19 protein-coding genes are annotated in these 17,745 nt (G+C 35.6%); 2 read left to right on the top strand and 17 right to left on the bottom strand.

Annotation, left to right across the window (positions count from 1 at the left end; all coding sequences use genetic code 11):
- Positions 1 to 116: 116 nt before the first annotated feature.
- The 10 genes from ACQV2G_RS01990 to yedF form a co-directional block, all read right to left on the bottom strand.
- The gene (locus ACQV2G_RS01990) at positions 117 to 227 is read right to left on the bottom strand and encodes an LPXTG cell wall anchor domain-containing protein (protein ID WP_428874437.1); all 111 of its coding nucleotides are present in this window, start codon (positions 225 to 227) and stop codon (positions 117 to 119) included.
- 87 nt (positions 228 to 314) lie between these two features.
- Positions 315 to 1,250 carry an ATP-binding cassette domain-containing protein gene (locus ACQV2G_RS01985; RefSeq protein ID WP_428874438.1) on the bottom strand — a complete coding sequence of 312 codons (936 nt, stop codon included), beginning with the start codon at positions 1,248 to 1,250 and terminating at the stop codon, positions 315 to 317.
- Positions 1,237 to 2,325 (bottom strand): ABC transporter ATP-binding protein, encoded by a 1,089-nt coding sequence (locus tag ACQV2G_RS01980; protein ID WP_428874439.1) that lies wholly within the window; start codon positions 2,323 to 2,325, stop codon positions 1,237 to 1,239. Before ACQV2G_RS01980 ends, ACQV2G_RS01985 begins: the two co-directional genes overlap by 14 nt.
- 12 nt (positions 2,326 to 2,337) lie before the next feature.
- Complete coding sequence (gene oppC, locus ACQV2G_RS01975) at positions 2,338 to 3,273, bottom strand: oligopeptide ABC transporter permease OppC (protein WP_428875988.1); 936 nt, start codon at positions 3,271 to 3,273, stop codon at positions 2,338 to 2,340.
- Complete coding sequence (locus ACQV2G_RS01970; RefSeq protein WP_428874441.1) at positions 3,273 to 4,769, bottom strand: ABC transporter permease; 1,497 nt, start codon at positions 4,767 to 4,769, stop codon at positions 3,273 to 3,275. Before ACQV2G_RS01970 ends, oppC begins: the two co-directional genes overlap by 1 nt.
- 73 nt (positions 4,770 to 4,842) lie before the next feature.
- Positions 4,843 to 6,981: a peptide ABC transporter substrate-binding protein gene (locus ACQV2G_RS01965; protein WP_428874442.1), complete on the bottom strand. Its 2,139-nt coding sequence runs from the start codon at positions 6,979 to 6,981 to the stop codon at positions 4,843 to 4,845.
- A gap of 484 nt (positions 6,982 to 7,465) precedes the next feature.
- Positions 7,466 to 9,415, bottom strand: coding sequence for a PTS fructose transporter subunit IIABC (locus tag ACQV2G_RS01960; protein ID WP_428875987.1), 1,950 nt, complete (start codon positions 9,413 to 9,415; stop codon positions 7,466 to 7,468).
- A gap of 11 nt (positions 9,416 to 9,426) precedes the next feature.
- Positions 9,427 to 10,344, bottom strand: coding sequence for a 1-phosphofructokinase (pfkB, locus tag ACQV2G_RS01955; protein ID WP_428874444.1), 918 nt, complete (start codon positions 10,342 to 10,344; stop codon positions 9,427 to 9,429).
- A gap of 180 nt (positions 10,345 to 10,524) precedes the next feature.
- Positions 10,525 to 11,712, bottom strand: coding sequence for a cobalamin-independent methionine synthase II family protein (locus ACQV2G_RS01950; protein ID WP_428875986.1), 1,188 nt, complete (start codon positions 11,710 to 11,712; stop codon positions 10,525 to 10,527).
- A 21-nt stretch (positions 11,713 to 11,733) separates the two neighbouring features.
- Entirely contained in the window at positions 11,734 to 12,075 is a 342-nt protein-coding gene (gene yedF / locus ACQV2G_RS01945; protein WP_428874535.1) for a sulfurtransferase-like selenium metabolism protein YedF, read from the bottom strand.
- A 214-nt stretch (positions 12,076 to 12,289) separates the two neighbouring features.
- Here yedF and ACQV2G_RS01940 point away from each other — a divergent pair, with 214 nt between their 5' ends.
- Complete coding sequence (locus ACQV2G_RS01940) at positions 12,290 to 12,634, top strand: carboxymuconolactone decarboxylase family protein (protein WP_428875985.1); 345 nt, start codon at positions 12,290 to 12,292, stop codon at positions 12,632 to 12,634.
- A gap of 13 nt (positions 12,635 to 12,647) precedes the next feature.
- Here ACQV2G_RS01940 and ACQV2G_RS01935 read toward each other — a convergent pair whose 3' ends face one another.
- The 5 genes from ACQV2G_RS01935 to ACQV2G_RS01915 all read right to left on the bottom strand — a co-directional run bounded on the left by ACQV2G_RS01935 (position 12,648) and on the right by ACQV2G_RS01915 (position 15,221).
- A complete protein-coding gene (locus tag ACQV2G_RS01935) occupies positions 12,648 to 12,968 on the bottom strand; it encodes a branched-chain amino acid transporter permease (RefSeq protein ID WP_428874533.1) in 321 nt (106 codons plus the stop codon).
- A complete protein-coding gene (locus ACQV2G_RS01930) occupies positions 12,961 to 13,659 on the bottom strand; it encodes an AzlC family ABC transporter permease (protein ID WP_428874532.1) in 699 nt (232 codons plus the stop codon). The genes ACQV2G_RS01935 and ACQV2G_RS01930 overlap by 8 nt, the downstream gene beginning before the upstream one ends.
- Positions 13,660 to 13,676: 17 nt before the next feature.
- The gene (locus ACQV2G_RS01925) at positions 13,677 to 14,147 is read right to left on the bottom strand and encodes an HAD family hydrolase (RefSeq protein WP_428874531.1); all 471 of its coding nucleotides are present in this window, start codon (positions 14,145 to 14,147) and stop codon (positions 13,677 to 13,679) included.
- A 271-nt stretch (positions 14,148 to 14,418) separates the two neighbouring features.
- On the bottom strand, positions 14,419 to 14,796 hold the full coding sequence (locus tag ACQV2G_RS01920; RefSeq protein WP_428874952.1) for a hypothetical protein: 378 nt from the start codon (positions 14,794 to 14,796) through the stop codon (positions 14,419 to 14,421).
- Between the two features lie 44 nt (positions 14,797 to 14,840).
- Positions 14,841 to 15,221 (bottom strand): hypothetical protein, encoded by a 381-nt coding sequence (locus tag ACQV2G_RS01915; protein ID WP_428874529.1) that lies wholly within the window; start codon positions 15,219 to 15,221, stop codon positions 14,841 to 14,843.
- A gap of 273 nt (positions 15,222 to 15,494) precedes the next feature.
- Here ACQV2G_RS01915 and ACQV2G_RS01910 point away from each other — a divergent pair, with 273 nt between their 5' ends.
- Positions 15,495 to 16,154 carry a PHP domain-containing protein gene (locus ACQV2G_RS01910; RefSeq protein WP_428875984.1) on the top strand — a complete coding sequence of 220 codons (660 nt, stop codon included), beginning with the start codon at positions 15,495 to 15,497 and terminating at the stop codon, positions 16,152 to 16,154.
- A 147-nt stretch (positions 16,155 to 16,301) separates the two neighbouring features.
- Here the strand turns inward: ACQV2G_RS01910 and ACQV2G_RS01905 are convergent, their stop codons facing one another.
- Positions 16,302 to 17,213 carry an AEC family transporter gene (locus ACQV2G_RS01905; protein ID WP_428874527.1) on the bottom strand — a complete coding sequence of 304 codons (912 nt, stop codon included), beginning with the start codon at positions 17,211 to 17,213 and terminating at the stop codon, positions 16,302 to 16,304.
- 105 nt (positions 17,214 to 17,318) lie between these two features.
- Complete coding sequence (locus ACQV2G_RS01900; protein WP_428874526.1) at positions 17,319 to 17,693, bottom strand: thioesterase family protein; 375 nt, start codon at positions 17,691 to 17,693, stop codon at positions 17,319 to 17,321.
- Positions 17,694 to 17,745: the final 52 nt, after the last annotated feature.

Here is a 17,745-nt window from a genome sequence, read left to right as displayed (position 1 = left end):
AGTTTTATCCCGCAAATTTTTAAAATTTCAGGACATTTTCATTTACGGTTGACAGAAATCTGCTTAAAAATACACCCCTAAACTACCTAAGGGATGCAGGATGTCTGAAAATAAGCTTAACGCTTATTTTTATTGCCTTTGTATACCATTGCAATACCACCGATTAAAGCAATCGCTGCGATCACAATCAAAAACCAAGTAGCCATTTCGCCTGTTTGTGGTAACATTTTTCTACCTCATTTCTAAATGATATATTAATTTTACACTAACTTATAATAAAAGAAAAGCCGAGATTAAAACCTCGACTTAAACTCTTAATGATACATTTCCTGATATTTAGCCAATTCAGCTTCATTACAATAAATGTAGTGTTCTGGGAGTACTTCACGTACTTTTGGTATATCAGTTGAATAATCATGCATTTCAGGATCATAAACTTTCAATTTAACTTTACGAGCAAGCTCTGGGTCTGGAATAGGTACAGCAGAAAGTAAAGCTTGTGTATAAGGATGAATTGGATTACGGAATAATTCTTCAGTTTCCGCAACTTCAAGAATACGACCATTACGAATTACTGCTATTCTATCAGAAATATAACGTACGACTGATAAGTCATGAGCAATAAAAATATAAGTTAAGCCATTCTCACGTTGGAATTTACGGAGTAAGTTAAGAACTTGCGCCCGAACAGAAACATCTAAAGATGAGATCGGCTCATCTGCAATAACAAGTTCTGGTTCCATAATAAGAGCTCGAGCAATCCCAATACGTTGACGTTGTCCACCTGAGAACTCATGAGGATAACGATACATATGCTCAGATAAAAGTCCAACTTCTTTAAGCATATTCTCAACTTTTTGCAAGCGATCTTCTTCATCTTTAAATAAATTAAAGTTATAAAGGCCTTCTGAGATAATATACTCTACTGTTGCACGGTCATTCAAAGAGGCAGAGGGATCTTGAAAGACCATTTGAATGTCACCAATTAATTCCTTGCGGTCTTTTTCAGATAATTTAGTATTAATTCTTTTACCTTTAAAGAGAATTTCTCCTCCTGAAGTTTTATTAATACCATTAATTGCACGACCAATAGTTGTTTTACCAGATCCAGACTCACCTACTAATGATAAGGTTTCTCCTTTAAATACATGGAAAGTGGCATCTTTAACAGCAACGAACTTGTCTTTGCCTTCACCAAAAGTGATTTCAAGGTCGTTTACTTCAACTAATTTTTCTCTATTTTTCTCCATTTGCTAACTCCTCTCTAAGAGCTGCATCTGCACCATGAACTTTCTTCAATTTTTCATGAAGGTTATGAATAACAGATGGTTTTTCAGCTTCCGGTGCTCGAGGATCTAGTAACCATGTTTTAGCGTAGTGAGTGTCTGAAACTTTAAACATAGGTGGTTCAGCTTCATAGTCAATTTGCATTGCATAAGGACTACGTGGAGCAAAAGCATCTCCTTCAATTTTTGTATAAAGAGAAGGTGGTGTACCTGCAATTGAGAATAGATCTTCTTCCGGATTTGATAATTGTGGTAATGATGATAAAAGTGCCCATGTGTAAGGATGTCTTGGGTCATAGAAGATATCTTCTACTGTTCCTGTTTCAATGACTTGTCCCGCATACATTACTGCAACACGGTCAGCAATTTGAGCCACTACACCCAAGTCATGAGTAATGAAGATAGTTGTAAATTCATATTCTTTTTGTAAATCTTTTAGTAATCTTAGAATTTGAGCTTGAATAGTAACATCTAAAGCAGTCGTTGGTTCATCACAAATCAATACTTTAGGACGACATGCCAATGCAATTGCAATGACAATACGTTGACGCATTCCACCTGAATATTCAAATGGATAATCGTCAAAGCGTTTTTCAGCATTACGAATACCAACCCGTTCCATCAAGTCGATAGCAATTTGTTTAGCTTCGGACTGTGAAGCCCCACGATGTTTGGTGATCACTTCGGTTATTTGTGTTCCGATAGTTAAGACTGGGTTTAAGGATGTCATTGGATCTTGGAAAATTGTTGCCATTTCTTTACCACGATATTTTAACCATTGTTTTGGGGAATTAAAGTTTTGTAGCTCTTCACCTTTATATATTATTTTCCCTTCTGGAATACTACCATTTTTTTCAAGCATTCCTGTAAAAGTTTTCGTGAGAACAGATTTACCTGACCCAGATTCCCCTACTAACGCCAAAACTTCTCCCTCATAAAGATCTAAATCAATTCCACGAATAGCTGTTAACTGCGCATCACGCACTGCAAATTTAACAACCAGATCTCTAATTTCTAATATCTTTTTCTTCTCTGTCATTTCAATGTCCTCCTATATATGATTCTTAGGATCAGTTGCATCAGCTAATGCTTGACCCACAATGTAAAGAGAAACTGAAATCAAGGCAAGAACAGACACAGGTATCCAGAACAAGTAGGGCTGAGAAGCGATATTTGTGGAATATTTTTGAATTAAACCACCTAACGAAACAATGTCGGCAGACAATCCAACCCCAATAAAGGATAGGAAAGTTTCTGTCGCTATAAAACCAGGCAATATTCTGGAAACATCTGTAGTTATAATGGATGTCAAGTAAGGTAAGATATTCTTAAATATCATACGATTAGCTGGAGTCCCTAAAGTCCTAGACGCTAGGTTATATTCCCGATCTCGCATAATCATTACTTGTACACGAATAAAGTATGCCGTAAAAATCCATGAAGTGAGGGTCATTGCAAAAAGTAAATTCCAAAATCCATTACCTAAAGAATAAGCTAATACCATAATGATTAATAATGTAGGAATATTACCGAATATATTGTAGACTTCAAGCATGAAAACGTCAATCTTTTGCGACATTCCCCAGAAAGCACCTACAATTACACCGATAACAGTGGTAATTAGAGTTGCTAAAACAGTAATTGAAATAGACGTTTTCGCTCCAGACCAAGTAGCATCAAAAAGCGATTGTCCGTTTGCATCTGTCCCAAACCAATGTTCACTATTTGGTTCAATATAGCGTGCAGATAAATCATTTATTTTTTCTGCATTCATCGGGTCATATCCAGAGAACATTGGTTGAATAAATGACATCAAAATAATGACCAACATCAAAATAAGAAAGAAGATAGCTACTTTATTTCTCCCAAAAGTTCTCCAAACCGATTGCCAATAAGAGTATTTTGGCGAATCAATTTTTTCTGCTTCAACATCATTGGTTTCTACAAAACGAAACGAAGCATCATTAATTTTTGGTTGTACTTCCATTATTTATCCTCCTTCACTTCTAGGCGGATACGAGGATCCACAAGAGTCATGGCGATATCACCTAATAAGATTGATAAGACCCCTAATACTGAGAATATGAAAATTAAGCCAACAGCAATTGGGTTATTGTGAGAAAGAATTGCATCTGGCAGCATTTTACCCATTCCAGGAATAGCGAATACTTGCTCAGTAATTGTGGCTCCAGCAATCGAAAAGATTATTGCTCCTGGGATTCCATTAACAATTGGGATTATCGCATTTTTAAAGATATGCTTACGCGAGATTTCTGATTCGCTCAAACCTTTAGATCTAGCAAATTTTACATAGTCAGATGATTGTTGATCAACCATATAACGTCGAATCCACATTACAGTACCAGAAAGTGACAACAAAGCTAAAACGACAATTGGCATTATATAGGATTTGATATTCTCTGGTCCTAAGATTGGAAATAGGTCTGGTAAACCAAAGAACTTATTCCCCACAAAACGACCAAAGAAAATGAAAGCAACTGAAGGTACTGAGATTAAAAGTGTGATAAAGGCTGTTCCTAATTTATCAACCCATTGTCCTTTATATCGAGCCATCAACATAGCCATTGGTATTCCAATCAAATACATTAAAAATATTGCCGTTACACCGTTCCTAAAGGAAATCATCATCATAGACGGATCTTCATTATTAGATTCTGCGCCCGCATAATTTGACCCTTCAAACATTCTCTTCTCAGTTAATGAGAGTTCAGATGTTGGTTTATAATAACGTGTATAGGGGTTAATAGCTGATTTAAAAGATTTCCCATCTGGCATAATAATTTCTTCCGTTACAGGACGTCCTTGTTTATTTGTAATCACATCTATAACTGGCTTACCAGCAAATGTTGGGTATGAAACTCCTAAATTTAATTTGAAAATATTTTGATGAATGAATGGGAATTTTTTATTGAAATAAATTTGATAATAGTATTTAGTTCCTGAGCCAGTTAGTGCCCAACCGACTGTCTTATCATGGGTAATTTGATATCCACGTTTTAGATCTGGATTTTCTGGATCTTTAACTCGCCAAGGATGATCGACTTGAATTAGGTTTTTATAAAAATTAAAAACTCTGGCACCAATAGAGATGTCATCAGTGGCAAAGTAACCTCCACTAATTGGAAGTTGCCCTATTTCCCACTCTTTATTATCTTTACTCCACTTTTCTATAATTGCTTGATTCTCTGGACTTTCAACATTGGTAAATTCAGGATAATCTTTCTGAACTTCCTCTTGAAAGTCTCTTTGATTTAAATAATGAAGGTAGCCCATTCGGTCAAAAGCACTATTTTGATATTCTAGAAGTTGGTCAGGTTGTGATTTTAATTTACTAATCGCAGGGTCATCCTTGAAGATTGAATTTCTCGGCACCAATGAAAAAATGGCTAAATACACTAAGGTAGTAACCATAAAGATCGAAAAAAGTGACCGAAGAATTCGTTTGAATATATATTTTTTCATTTGAATCCTCCTATAATAAATGAAAAAGGCTAATTTCTCAGCCTTTTTCATCTAAGATTACATTTTCTTTTGACTATTCAGCCGCTTCTTCAGTTTCTTCAGCTGATTCGTCCATCATTTCTTCTTCAGTTTCTTCAGCTGATTCATCCATCATCTCTTCTTCAGATTCTTCACCTTCTACAGCCTCTTCGCCTTCTGCAGATTCAGAAGCTGACTCGTCACTTTCTTCTTTAGTAGAGCTGCTTGAAAGACTGGATGCATCAAGTTTGTTTGCTGACCAATCATCATAAGCTGCCTGCCATTGTTCTTTAGATACTGGTTCAGATTGAACTTTCATGAATTTGAAACGTTGAGATCCAGTACCGGCAAATGCATATGGTACTGAGAATGGAACTATGTTAGTAACACGTAACTGAGATCCTCCGGCACGGATTGGCAAGGCAATCGCTGCATCAGTTAACCAAGCTTGCGCTTTTGCATACGCATCATAACGAGCATCTAAATCATCAGTAATTGCTGCTGCCGCATTGACTAATTCGGCATATTCGAACAACCCTGAAGCTTCACGTGCTTCTGCATATGGATCTTCTTGTCCTTCTTTAAGGAGTGGATCAAATCCAATTGGCACTAAGAATGTACCGTTTGTTGGTAAATAGATATCTAAGAAAGTAGATGGGTCTAAGTAGTCAGGAATCCATCCAGATTCATTAGTAATATCATAATCTACTTCTGCAGCAACAGTAGCATTAAATGTTGAAGCAAGATATGTATCTTGATTGAGTAACACAGGGTTAATTATAACATTTTCAGCACCTAAGGAATCTTCAATAGAAGCTTTCATAGATTTAGCTAAGTTCACTGATCTTGGAATAGATTCAAGAACTGGTAAATCTAATTGAATAGGCCACTCTACACCTTCTAATTCTGATTTAGCTTGTTCAATAAGTTTAGCAGCTTTTTCAGGGTTATAGAAAGCATCCTGACCATCTTCTAAATTAATACCTTCATATAATTCAGGGTTCATTTCTTCTAAGTGGCGTTCAACAGCTTCACCAAATGACTCGCCATTTACCATAGCAAAGTTCGGAGCAACTAATGTGTTACGGATATCTGTATCAGCAAACTCTTCACCAAAATCTTGAGTCATATAGGTATGCTTATCAAAACCAAACATGATAGCTTGACGGAAAGCTTTATTTAAAACAGCCGCATGTGTATCTTCATGTTGCTTGTCATTTTCTTTGCCGGTCGCTTCATGCTTAATACGGTTTAAGTTAAATTGTAGTAAGAATGATGAACCTGGACGTTGAGCTTGAGTGATATACTCACCAAATTCTTTTTGTACATCTTCATAAATTGGAAGCGTAGGATTTACACCAAATGCTGATGTTGCCCCATCCTTATAGAGTCGATAGAACACTTCTGGGTCGGAGTTATCATTATAGGTATACTGTACTGAATCAATAAATACGTTTTCTAAATCCCAATAAGATTCATTCTTAACATATTCGATTTGGGATTTTGCAGTTAAGTTAGCTAAAACGAATGGTCCGTTATAAAGAATTGAAGCAGGGTCTAATGAACCAAAATCTTCTCCAACAGAATCTAAAAATTCTTGATTGATTGGATATAAAATACCATATGTTGTTTTTGAGTTGAAATATGGCTCTGGTCTTTCAAGTGTATATTCAAGGGTATAATCATCAACCGCTTTAACTCCGACTTCTTCAAAGTCAGTAATCTTACCGTTGATATAATCATTCAAGCCTTTGATTGAGTATTGAACAATTGGTAACATTTCTGACTGAACCTCTACAGCGTGTTTTAAACCAGTTACGAAGTCATGAGCAGTTGTTTCAGCCACTTCGTTACCGTTGTTATCTACCCACATAACTCCTGGACGGATTTTATAAGTATAGACTAAACCATCCTCAGAAACTTCATGGGATTCAGCAGCTGCAGGAATGTAGTTTCCATATCGATCATTTTCATATAAACTTTCAATAAAGTTTGTTCCGTGGTTCGTGTTAATATCACGCATTGAGAATGTATAGTCTAAAGTAGTAGGGTCAGTTAGATAAGTCGTTTTATATTCTGGAACCAAGTCCCCAACTACATCTGATTGCGCTGAAGCTAACATCGGAACTACTGCGGAACCGAGCGTCAAAGCAGTTACAAAAGAAACAACTACTTTTCTTAACGATTTCTTCATTAATTTTCCTCCTTAAAAATGTACAAAGCGACAAACAATAAAGTTTTTCTGAGTATACTTCCCTCACTTTCAAAAACTGTAATTGCTTACATTTTACCAATTAGTGAAAACGCTGTCAAGCCATTTGATTTTAAAGTTTAAGTCTTGCAGCGATTGTAAGTCAGTTTACTTTGTTTTAGTATGAAATAGAAAGAGCAAAACTAGAACGGTTGATTCTTTCTAATCATTCCTAAGAGGGTGTAGAAAATGTTATCGTTTTCTCACTCCTGTCCTTAATATTAAACAATCTTCCAAACAATTTCCATATTAGTTTGATTAGAATTTGATTTGAAAAGCGCTGCATCTTCTAATAATCTCAACTAAGATTAGCGATGGTTAGCGATTAATCAAACTTTACTATCTATATATTCTCACAAAGCAATAAACTAATAACTATAATTATATAATTTATCAAAATTTAGTTAATAATATACCTATTGGGTTATTACCCCTTCTTTAATTGACGGGTGTAGTTTAGTAAAAAGGCTGATACTATACTACCTATTAACCAAGATAGAATATACATGATTGGGTTGCTTACCCCACCTGCTGCTATCGCAAAAACACCTCCATGAGGAACTAAGCTAACACATTCAAAAGCCATTGAAAGTGCACCGGCTAAACCTGCACCTAAGGCTAGACAAGGAATAACGCGTAAAGGGTCAGCCGCTGCAAAAGGTATTGCTCCCTCGGTAATAAAGCTAGCTCCCATGGCATAATTCACATAGGCCGAAGATCTTTCTTGTTTTGACCACACTTTTGGTTTAATCGTAGCGGCTAAGGCAATAGCCATAGGCGGAACCATTCCACCAACCATTACTGCCGCCATAACATCTGAACCCGCCCCTTGAGCTTGAGTGACTAGAGCTGTTCCTGTAACATAAGCAGCCTTATTAATGGGGCCTCCCATATCAATAGACATCATAGCTGCTACTGCAAATCCTAATACAATGCCCCATTCTCTTGGAATTGATTCAATCGCATTCATTAATCCCGTCATCACCGCACCCATCGGACCATTCACTACAAATAGCATTAGCAGACCTATCATTAGAATACCCAGAACTGGGAATATGAAGATTGCCTTCATACCCTCAAGGGTTTTAGGCATCCACTTGAAGGCAATTTGCAGTCCTCTTATAATAGCGCCTGCTAAGAAACCCGCTATCAGAGCGCCAAGAAAACCGGAGGGTACTAGATTTTCAAAAATGCCTTGTGGTGCATAAGCAGCTAAAACACCAGGATTAGCAAAAATCCCACCCATTATTCCAACTATTAGTCCTGGACGATCTGCAATTGATTGACCGATAAATCCAGATAAAATTGGTAGCATCATGGCAAAAGACATTCCACCAATTGTTTTTAGTATTTGAGCAAATACATTATAGTCTGAACTGCTTGGGTCAGCAGAATTTATACCCCAGAAGAAAGAAAGTGCAATCAAAATCCCACCGGCCACAACGAATGGAAGCATATGAGAAACGCCATTCATTAAATGTTTGTAGAATTGACGACCGATTGATTCTTTCTCACCAGAATCTTCTATCTCATTTACCTTTTCTCCCTTAGCGTGAAAGATAGGAGCGTCGAGACGAACGGCCCTATTTATTAATTCATCGGCCTTTTTAATTCCATCTGAAACTTTAGTAATGATAACCGGCTTGCCATCAAATCGATTCATTTCAACCTGTTTATCTGCTGCTACGATAATTGCATCGGCCTTTTTAATATCCCCTTGATTAAGTTTGTTACCGATACCGGCTTGCCCGTTTGTTTCCACTTTAATACTGATCCCAGCTTTTTTAGCTGCTTCTTTTAACTTTTCTTCAGCCATAAAGGTGTGTGCTATCCCTGTTGGACAAGCGGTAACTGCTAAAATATAAGTATCTGATGATTCAGAAATTATATTTTTTTCACTTTTAGCTTGAGCTGTTTCTTTTAAATCTGCTTCTTCAGAAAATAAATCAACCACTTCATGAGCATTCTTAACAGACATCAGTTGATCAATCATTCCTTCTTCCATCAATTTTTTTGACAAGGAAGCAATTGCCTTCAGATGCTCATTTGATGAGTTTTTTGGCATTAAAATCATAAAAATTAAGTGAACATCTTTTTCATCTAAAGCTTGCCAATTAATGCCTGCTTGAGAACGCGCAAAAATAATAATTGGCGTTTTTACCGTTGATGATTGAGCATGCGGCATGGCCACACCGTTACCAACTCCAGTGGTTGAGAGTTGCTCTCTTGCTTGTAGCGATTGAAATAATTCTTTTGGATCCGTTACTCCTCCGACTTGATCGAAATTATTAACAAGACTCTTTAAAGCCTCTGATTTATTACGAACAATTAGATCAAGATCCATCACTTCAATATTTAATAATTCTGACAGCTGCATAACTTTTCCTCCTAAAGTTCTTGTATTTTGATTTTATCCACTAAAGAGTCCATTAACTTTCGCTCAGCTATACCTAAAGAAAAAGCTGTTGCCGCACCAGCAGCCGTTCCCACCTTTAAGGCATTCTTAAACGACTTTGAAGATTGGTATTCAGCCATAAAGCCTGCTAACATCGAATCGCCTGCTCCCACAGAATTAACCAATTTTCCTGGAGCTGACTTGGATCGATAAATTTTACTATCGCTAGTTAACAATATAGCTCCGTCAGCCCCTAGGGATACTAATACATTTTGAGCACCTTGTTGCTGTAAACGTTTGGCATATTTTATGACATCCTTGTCCGTGTGAATAACTGAATTGAAAATATCAGCCAATTCTTGTTGATTGGGTTTAATTAAAAAGGGACGATAGGTTAAGCATGATGTTACTAATTCCCGGTTTGAATCTAATATGAAATTGACCTGGGTTTTTTGGCACAGTTCGCCTATCCTTTCGTAATCTTTCGCTTCCATACCTGGAGCTAAATTCCCTGATAAAAATACGGTATCACCTTTTTTTAATTTTTGCTTTAATTGACTAAAGAACGCCTCATATTGAGGTCTCAATATTTTAGGACCTTTGGCATTTAGTTCTGTTTCTTTCTTACTTTTCAGCTTCACATTGATACGTGTTTGACCATTCACTTCAATAAAATCATGTGCAATCGAATGTTTTTTTAATAAATTGGTTAAATAATTCCCAGTGAACCCACCCATAAATCCCAAGGCGCAAGAAGCTATTCCAAACTCTGACAATAATAGTGAGACATTTAAACCCTTACCTCCAATAAGATAGGTTTCTGAATCTATACGATTTAATGCTCCTTCCTTGAAGTCCCTGGTCTCTATAAAATAATCGAGGGCTGGATTAAAGGTTATAGTGTAATTCATAGACTCCCCCCTTAAAAATATATTAGTTAACGAACAAAATTTTAAAGTTGCTTTAAGTAAGCGTTTCCTGATTAATGTTTACATTATAGAAAAACTTTACCTTTGTTTCAATATTTCATATAAATTTTATTTATAAAGCTAGACAAAAAAGCAACTAGCCTATGCTAGTTGCAAAAAGAATTATTGACAGTGATTCTGACGTAATTGTTGAGCGGCTTTAGACATATTTGTTAATTTGGCTTCGATTATTTCTTCAGGATTTAACGGACGATTGGCAAATGTTGCAAAGCCACAATCCGGATTCAGCCAAATTCTCTCTGGTGGCAAGAACTCTAACGCTTCTTCAGCTAGAGCCATAATTTTTTCAACTGATTCAACCTCATCTGATCGCGGATTAATGACACCTAAGCCTAGTATAATTTTCTCATCTAAAAAGTTATTATAAAATAACTTGGATATTTCACCAGCTCTTGGGGTTGAAAACTCAAGAGCCAACATATCGACAGTTAATTTATTAAAGAAGCTACCTAATTTATCGTACGCTCCCTCTAATAATACACTCTCATCTTTTGTCCAATTTCCTCGACAAACATGGACAGCTGATAAGCAACCTTCCAAACTATTTATTTCATCTAGAACAGGTTGAATAAGAGACTGAGCAAACATTAATTCTTGGTCAACCTTGACCTTTGCAGATAAGGTTCCTCAGTAGAAGGAGGTATCCCCTTGGGCTCTTTGAAAAACTACCTCTGAAAGAATCGGTTCATCAATTTGGATGACGCGCGCCCCATTATCATATAAACGATGAATGGTGTTTTTCAATAATTCAACAACATCTTTACCCAATTGACGTCTACTCGCATAAGCTTGATCACTTACTCCTTCTACCCACATTGATCGGGTTAAAAGGTATGGACTAGGAAGAGTGATTTTATAAGGTTTATTAGTTAAGCTTTTAATTAACTCCTGCTCTTTAGTACATAAATCGGCTTCCAAATCGAGCTTACCGACACAGACTGGACTATTCATTGAGTTATCTGAAGCATCCATCTCTTCTAAGGATTGCACATAATCCTCATTATTTCCAAGCAAGTCATTAATTTCCTCTGTAGAAAAAAGTTCGATACCTTCAACTTTTTCAGCAACATAAGACATAAAATTATCTCTTGAAATTTCTCCACTTACAACTACATCAATGCCCGCACGCTTAAAGAGGTCCATGACCTCTTTAGTTTCGTCATGAACCAGCTGATTGTATTTATCACACTCACCAAAATGTTGACAAGCTTCCTTGGCAGCGAGTAATTGAGGCGACCGTGGCATCGATCCAATTAATGTCGTTGTAAACGGCTTAAAGGTCGTTTCCATTATTTTACCTCACATTCTTTTTTAAGGTTCAATTACTAATTCACTTTCAGTTAAAATATCAACAACTTCACGCATTGTTGTAATTTGACCAACCATAATATACTTTTCTACTTCATAGTACTCAGTGCAAATACCGCATGAAAGAACTTTGGTTCCTTTATCTTCCATTGCTTTCAAATCTTCAATTGAGTCTGAGCCCTTGCAAGCTAACTTAACAGCTTCACCATATAAAAGGATATGCTTTGGCGCTTTATCAGTGTTAGCTAGCGTATTTAAAAAACCTTTCATCAAATTTTCTGTTAGAGGTTTTTCACCTTCACCCATACCAGTACCACGTAGAACGATATCATAAGCTTTTGACATGTGATTAATCTCCTTTTTGTTTATTTATAAACTTAGTATACTCGATAAAATTTTAAATATTAAATTAGATTATTAAATAAATAACCGTCATTTATGAAAAATTTATATATATAATTTTTTTGAACATACTTTCATATAAAAAAGCTATACTAATAGAGAATAACTTTGCAGAAGGAATCTTTATAGGACTGATTATCGTAAAGGTTTAGAAGAAGTGGGTGCCAATACACAATTTTTAACAGAACTTAATCCTGAATACCTTCAACATTATAATCAGCTTGCTGCCATCTTAGCAAAGCCCTCGGCTCCAGATGCAGTTACTAAAGAGTTAATTATTCTTGCTGTTGCTATTAATCAACGCTGTGAGCCATGTATTGCTGTTCATGTTGATCAATACATAAAAGCAGGAGGAAATTACGAGCAATTATCGGATTTAGACAATATTGCTATTCTTATGGATGGTGATCCAGGTATGGCCTTTGCCGGTAAGGTGTTAGATTGCTTCGATCGGTTTTTAAAATATATTAAAAAGCCAGAGGCATTTGCTCTGGCTTTTTAAGCATAATGAAAATTTATTGAAAAATAGTTTGAACCAATACCATATACAAAACTGTTCCTCCCAAAATGGAAAAGACAGTAGAATGTCGCCATTTATGTAAAACGAATACCAAAAAGCAAGATATTATAGCCGCTATCGTTCGCTGAGAAGTATAGGCAATATCTTTAAATGAATAAATCAATAAGATTGTCATAATGGCATAAGGAAAAACTTGCCCCAAATAAATAATCCAAATAGGAGTTTTCCTTTTGAAAATAATAAAGGGAGTAGCTCTAATAGTGATTGTCACAATGACCATAACGACAATCAACATGATAGAATGAAGGTTAGACATAATCTGGTTGGCCTCCTTTAAGTCTATTTTCAATTAGTAGAAAAGCAATGACAACAAGCATTGACGGCAGCATAAAATTATCTGGTCCAAATATTATGAAAAATATAAACCCAACAGTCATCCCTAAAAGAGCAGGCTTGTGATTATTGGTAGCTTCCCACTGATTGAGAACGACGACAAAAAACAATGCTGTTAGAGCAAAATCAATGCCCTCCGTTGAAAAAGGTAAGAGATTTCCTACTAAACTACCCGCTACACTACCAAGAGTCCAATACATATGATTGAGTACTGTGACATAAAGGGAATACTTCTCACGTTCAATTCCTTCAGGTAAGTGGTCTGTACATACCAAAGAAAAAGTTTCATCCGTAAGGCCATGAATTAAATAGAGTTTGCGCCAACCTTTTATCTTTTTGTATCTTTCCAACTGACTAATACCATAAAATAATAAGCGAAAATTAACCATAAAGGTTAAAATAACTGTAGCAAATAAGCCAGTGGATGAAGAAAGAATGACTGGTGCTAAAAACTGGATAGACCCTGAGTAGACAAAAAAGCTCAAGCATAATGCCCAAATCCAACCAAAGCCTTTAGCCTGCATCATAATACCAAAACCTAAGGCTAGCATGAGATAAACGATACCAATTGGCAATGTCTTTTCAAAGGCATATCTCCAATGTTTTTTATCCATTTTCTAACTCCTTTAACTTAATGACGTAAAGTAGCTTTAATACGCTCAGGCTTAAGCAAGATGTTAAGCGCTGAATGAATATTAGGTGCAATAATATCGGCATTACGAATACTAACAGTGGATAGCCCTTCATTTCCTATAACAGCTATTGATAAAGCAGCTACACTCATCATTTCTCCATCGTTATAGCCATTGCCTATACAGGCACAGCTTTTAGAATCTAATTCTTCAAGCAGTAGTTTCTTGGAGATAGCTGCTTTACTCGAAGGAAAGGTAGCCAGTTCAACTGGAAGTTTTTGACACTGTTGTTTAACAGTTCCATAGGTATCAGCAGTGGCGATAAAAATTTTAACATTTTCTGAAAGACTCGAAAGAAGTTCTTCCACTCCTTCAATTAATTTCCCGTCTTCAGCGATGGTGCCGTTAAAATCAATAATCACATTAGATATTTTGATCACTCCATTACCTGGAATTTCGTATTTTATCATCTTTATCTCCTTAAACACATCTTTATTTGAGACTGAAACGCAGAGTGTTTGTAAGCGTTTTCTCGAATGCTTTTAAAAATAAGATTACGTATTAAAAATACTAAAACGCGCTCACTTATAAGTATACTATTATTTAATCAAATATCTCTTAAATTTGAATGAAAAGTCCCTAAGAAAGTTCTCATATACTTTCACTAGACAAATTAAAACGACCTCTATTAAAAATAGAGGTAGATTTAGTTCTCGATACTCATTTAGTGGTTTTCAATTTTTAAATTGAATAAGTTCGCGTTAAAGCGTATTCGACGACTAAATAAAAAGTGAATAAGCTTATTACAATAATAGCTCCCTTTTTAAGTACAATTTTCACTTCAGGATCCGTTCTATAATAACGCGCTCGACTAACTATCCCTTTCTCTATATTATTTAATTTATTCTCTGGCAATTGTTCCATATAATCTAATTTTGAATCAATATCATCTTCACCCTCATAACCATGTATTTTAGACAGCACAGACACGGTTGAATAATCGTTCTCCTTATAAATAATATAAGAATCATATATCGGTTTTACTAGTAAATACGCAAGTGTACTGATTATTATAAAAAAGAATAAAGCTCGAATCTTAAAATTTGAAAAATATTTCATTTTTCTCCTCCTTATTGCTACTCTTTCATATTTTTAAACAGCTATTAGAATAAAAAGCCCGATTTACTTATTATAAACTCAAAAAGTAGATATGGAATTATTAACATTGATATAAGAATCCCACCACGTTTCAAAATAATTTGTTCTTTGGAGACCCCATGAAAATAATGAGCCAAATCAATTTTAGCTTCTTGATCATAGGTGAAATTTTTTGACGGTTGCTTATCAATAAACTCTAGTACAGGATCTGATTCCTCTTCTCCGTCATAACCATAAGCCCTAGCAATTAAAGTAACCGTTTCTAAATTATTTTGTCTCTGTTCGTCCATCTGCTGCAAGTATCGATCCACATTTTGATAGGCAAACAAGAAAATTAAGATTGAGATTAAAGCTATTCTTATTCTTGTGTCTTTTAACAATTTCATAAAAGCGCCTCCGAAGCATTTAATGCTATCCTACCAGTTTTGTAAACGTTTTTCCATTAAAATTTTTCTTTCTTATTATCTTTTAATAAAATCATTTTATTTATTAAATTGTTCTGTCATTATTTATTATTTTTTCTAATAAATTTAAAGCTAAACTTGCTAAATCATTGATACAAATGTATTAATAAAGACTATAAATAATTTTTTAAGATTGTTTTTCAATTTGAATAGCGAGGTAAGCTTACGTAAAATAGGGATGTTGAACAATATTTAATGTTACAAACTTATAAGAGAGGATTATCCAATATGTTAATCGACCTACATATGCATGAGAAGACATTTTCACCCGATAGCTTTATGAAAATTGAGCAGATTGTCGAAAGAGCCAAACTAATCGGACTTGATGCCGTTTGTATTACAGACCACGACTCAATTGGTTTCATGACTTTAGTTGAAGAGGCTCAACAACGTCTCGATTTTCCAATCTTTGTGGGGGTGGAATATCTAACTACTGAAGGCGATGTCTTAGCCTATGGAATTGACGAATTGCCTGAGCCGGGCCTATCAGCTCAAGAATTCATTGATTACGTGAATAAAAAAGGTGGAGCTTGTACAGCCGCTCATCCCTATCGTAATAATAACCGAGGCCTTGGTGACCATATTTATAAAGTTAAAGGCCTTCATGCAGTTGAAGTGTTAAATGGCAATTCAACTTTAGAAGAAAATCAACAAGCCTTTATTACAGCCAAAGAACACGGTCTACAATGTGTTGGTGGAAGTGATTCTCATCATTTTGGCCAAGTAGGCGTTTACGCGACATATTTTCCTAACCAGGTTTCAACTATCCATGAACTTGCTCAAGAATTAAAAAAAGGAAACTGTCAACCAGTTATGGTTAAGGGCCATCAAATTATCGAAACAGTCACTGCATAAGCAGAAAAAGAGCTAGCTCAATGTACTGACCCCCTAAAGTTGGACCATGAAATCCAACTTTAGGGGGTCAGTACATTATGCAGATCTTTTTTTGTTAGTTTTTTTATGTATGGCTGGCATGAAAATTTCTCCTCCTCTGTCTTCAAATTAAACGAAAGCCAAAAAGGCTGGACTTAAAAAGAGGGATAAAATAATTGATACAAAAGTTAGTTTAGAAGCCAAAGCGACATCTAAATCGTATTTAGCCGCTAAAATAGGCGTGGTAGCCCCGGCGGGCATGGTCGCCATCACCACACACATACCTGCTATTTGCTCATCTACTTGCAGAAATTTTAAGCTCAGCAAAACGATTAAGGGTATAAGGAGCATTCTAACACCTACAAACCGTATAACCGCTTTCTCAAAAAGAGCCTCCATTTTAACCGAACCAATAATTGAACCGATGGTAATCATGGATAAAGGAGTAACTGTGCGACTCAAACCATCAAAACTATTCATGATAAAGCTTGGTATAGGAATTTGGCTTAAACCCAGCACCAATCCAAAGATAACTGCCAAAATCATTGGGTTTTTTATAAAAGAAAGAAGCGTCTCTTTAAAACTCTTTTCTTGTTTTACTAATAAAGAAATACCAATTGTATAGGTAAAAATGCGGTGAGGTATTAAATAAACGGCGGCTAAAATAGCGCCTAATTCACCAAATAAGGATGTAACGATGGGTAATCCAGCAAAACCGGCACTGTTACAAAGGGTCGCATAATGTAAAATTTTAGCTTGTTTTTCCGGCAAATCCCGAAAAAAGAAGCCGCCGAAAAGGGTTATCGTTGTATAAATAATAGTAGCAATGATTAAAGTTTGAAAGCTTAGCTCAATAATGTTCCAAGTTATATTAAAAAACGACTTAAAAATAAGTGCGGGAACAAGTATCTCAACAATTAATTTAATTAAAGCTGGACGATTCTGATCCGTAATCATTCTTTTTCTATAGGCTAGCACACCTGCTAAGACATAAACAATTAGAACTAATTGGATGCTCAGCATCTCAAAAAAAGTTGCCATTAATGATCCTCCCTATACCTTTTTATTAACCCCCTCATCTTAACATAGTTGGTTTGCAAACTGAATATCTTTCAAACACTTTCAAGGCATCGATCAATGAAAATATTATTTCTTAAGCTTTGCCATAAAACGCTCGATATTCACAACAATTCTTTGATGAGTTGCTTGACCAATTAATTGTTCTTTATCATAAGCTTCCATATCTAAAGTGAATACTCTTCCTTCTCTGTTACATTTTGTAATAATAATCTCAATTTCGCTCATAGTCGAACTCGCTTTTAAATGTTTGACTTCAAGAAAGATACCTACTGTGGTTTCTAAAGTTGTATCTTCAATATTTTTCTGACAAAGCTCATAAGCTGCATTTTCCATATAAGCAATCATCGAAGGTGTCGATAAGACTTCTAAAGCACCTGATCCAATTTTAGCAGCTGAATGTTCATTCTTTACAGAATATTTTTTGGAAAATTTTGCTTTCATTTTTATCCTCCTAAATTATTTTCAGTAAAATTATAGCATACAGATAGGGCTA

The sequence above is a fragment of the Facklamia sp. P12955 genome (assembly GCF_050409565.1).
Lineage (GTDB): Bacteria > Bacillota > Bacilli > Lactobacillales > Aerococcaceae > Facklamia.
This window is presented reverse-complemented; position numbering and strand designations above follow the sequence as displayed.

Excerpts from the sequence above, each read along its gene's own strand:
- ACQV2G_RS01900 (WP_428874526.1), bottom strand. The coding sequence starts at position 17,693 with ATGAAAGCAAAATTTTCCAAAAAATATTCTGTAAAGAATGAACATTCA.
- oppC (WP_428875988.1), bottom strand. The coding sequence starts at position 3,273 with ATGGAAGTACAACCAAAAATTAATGATGCTTCGTTTCGTTTTGTAGAA.
- ACQV2G_RS01920 (WP_428874952.1), bottom strand. The coding sequence starts at position 14,796 with ATGAAATATTTTTCAAATTTTAAGATTCGAGCTTTATTCTTTTTTATA.
- yedF (WP_428874535.1), bottom strand. The coding sequence starts at position 12,075 with ATGTCAAAAGCTTATGATATCGTTCTACGTGGTACTGGTATGGGTGAA.
- ACQV2G_RS01965 (WP_428874442.1), bottom strand. The coding sequence starts at position 6,981 with ATGAAGAAATCGTTAAGAAAAGTAGTTGTTTCTTTTGTAACTGCTTTG.
- ACQV2G_RS01930 (WP_428874532.1), bottom strand. The coding sequence starts at position 13,659 with ATGGATAAAAAACATTGGAGATATGCCTTTGAAAAGACATTGCCAATT.
- ACQV2G_RS01985 (WP_428874438.1), bottom strand. The coding sequence starts at position 1,250 with ATGGAGAAAAATAGAGAAAAATTAGTTGAAGTAAACGACCTTGAAATC.
- ACQV2G_RS01970 (WP_428874441.1), bottom strand. The coding sequence starts at position 4,769 with ATGAAAAAATATATATTCAAACGAATTCTTCGGTCACTTTTTTCGATC.
- ACQV2G_RS01960 (WP_428875987.1), bottom strand. The coding sequence starts at position 9,415 with ATGCAGCTGTCAGAATTATTAAATATTGAAGTGATGGATCTTGATCTA.
- ACQV2G_RS01980 (WP_428874439.1), bottom strand. The coding sequence starts at position 2,325 with ATGACAGAGAAGAAAAAGATATTAGAAATTAGAGATCTGGTTGTTAAA.
- ACQV2G_RS01935 (WP_428874533.1), bottom strand. The coding sequence starts at position 12,968 with ATGTCTAACCTTCATTCTATCATGTTGATTGTCGTTATGGTCATTGTG.
- ACQV2G_RS01990 (WP_428874437.1), bottom strand. The coding sequence starts at position 227 with ATGTTACCACAAACAGGCGAAATGGCTACTTGGTTTTTGATTGTGATC.
- ACQV2G_RS01915 (WP_428874529.1), bottom strand. The coding sequence starts at position 15,221 with ATGAAATTGTTAAAAGACACAAGAATAAGAATAGCTTTAATCTCAATC.
- ACQV2G_RS01905 (WP_428874527.1), bottom strand. The coding sequence starts at position 17,213 with ATGGCAACTTTTTTTGAGATGCTGAGCATCCAATTAGTTCTAATTGTT.
- pfkB (WP_428874444.1), bottom strand. The coding sequence starts at position 10,344 with ATGAATTACACTATAACCTTTAATCCAGCCCTCGATTATTTTATAGAG.
- ACQV2G_RS01910 (WP_428875984.1), top strand. The coding sequence starts at position 15,495 with ATGTTACAAACTTATAAGAGAGGATTATCCAATATGTTAATCGACCTA.
- ACQV2G_RS01925 (WP_428874531.1), bottom strand. The coding sequence starts at position 14,147 with ATGATAAAATACGAAATTCCAGGTAATGGAGTGATCAAAATATCTAAT.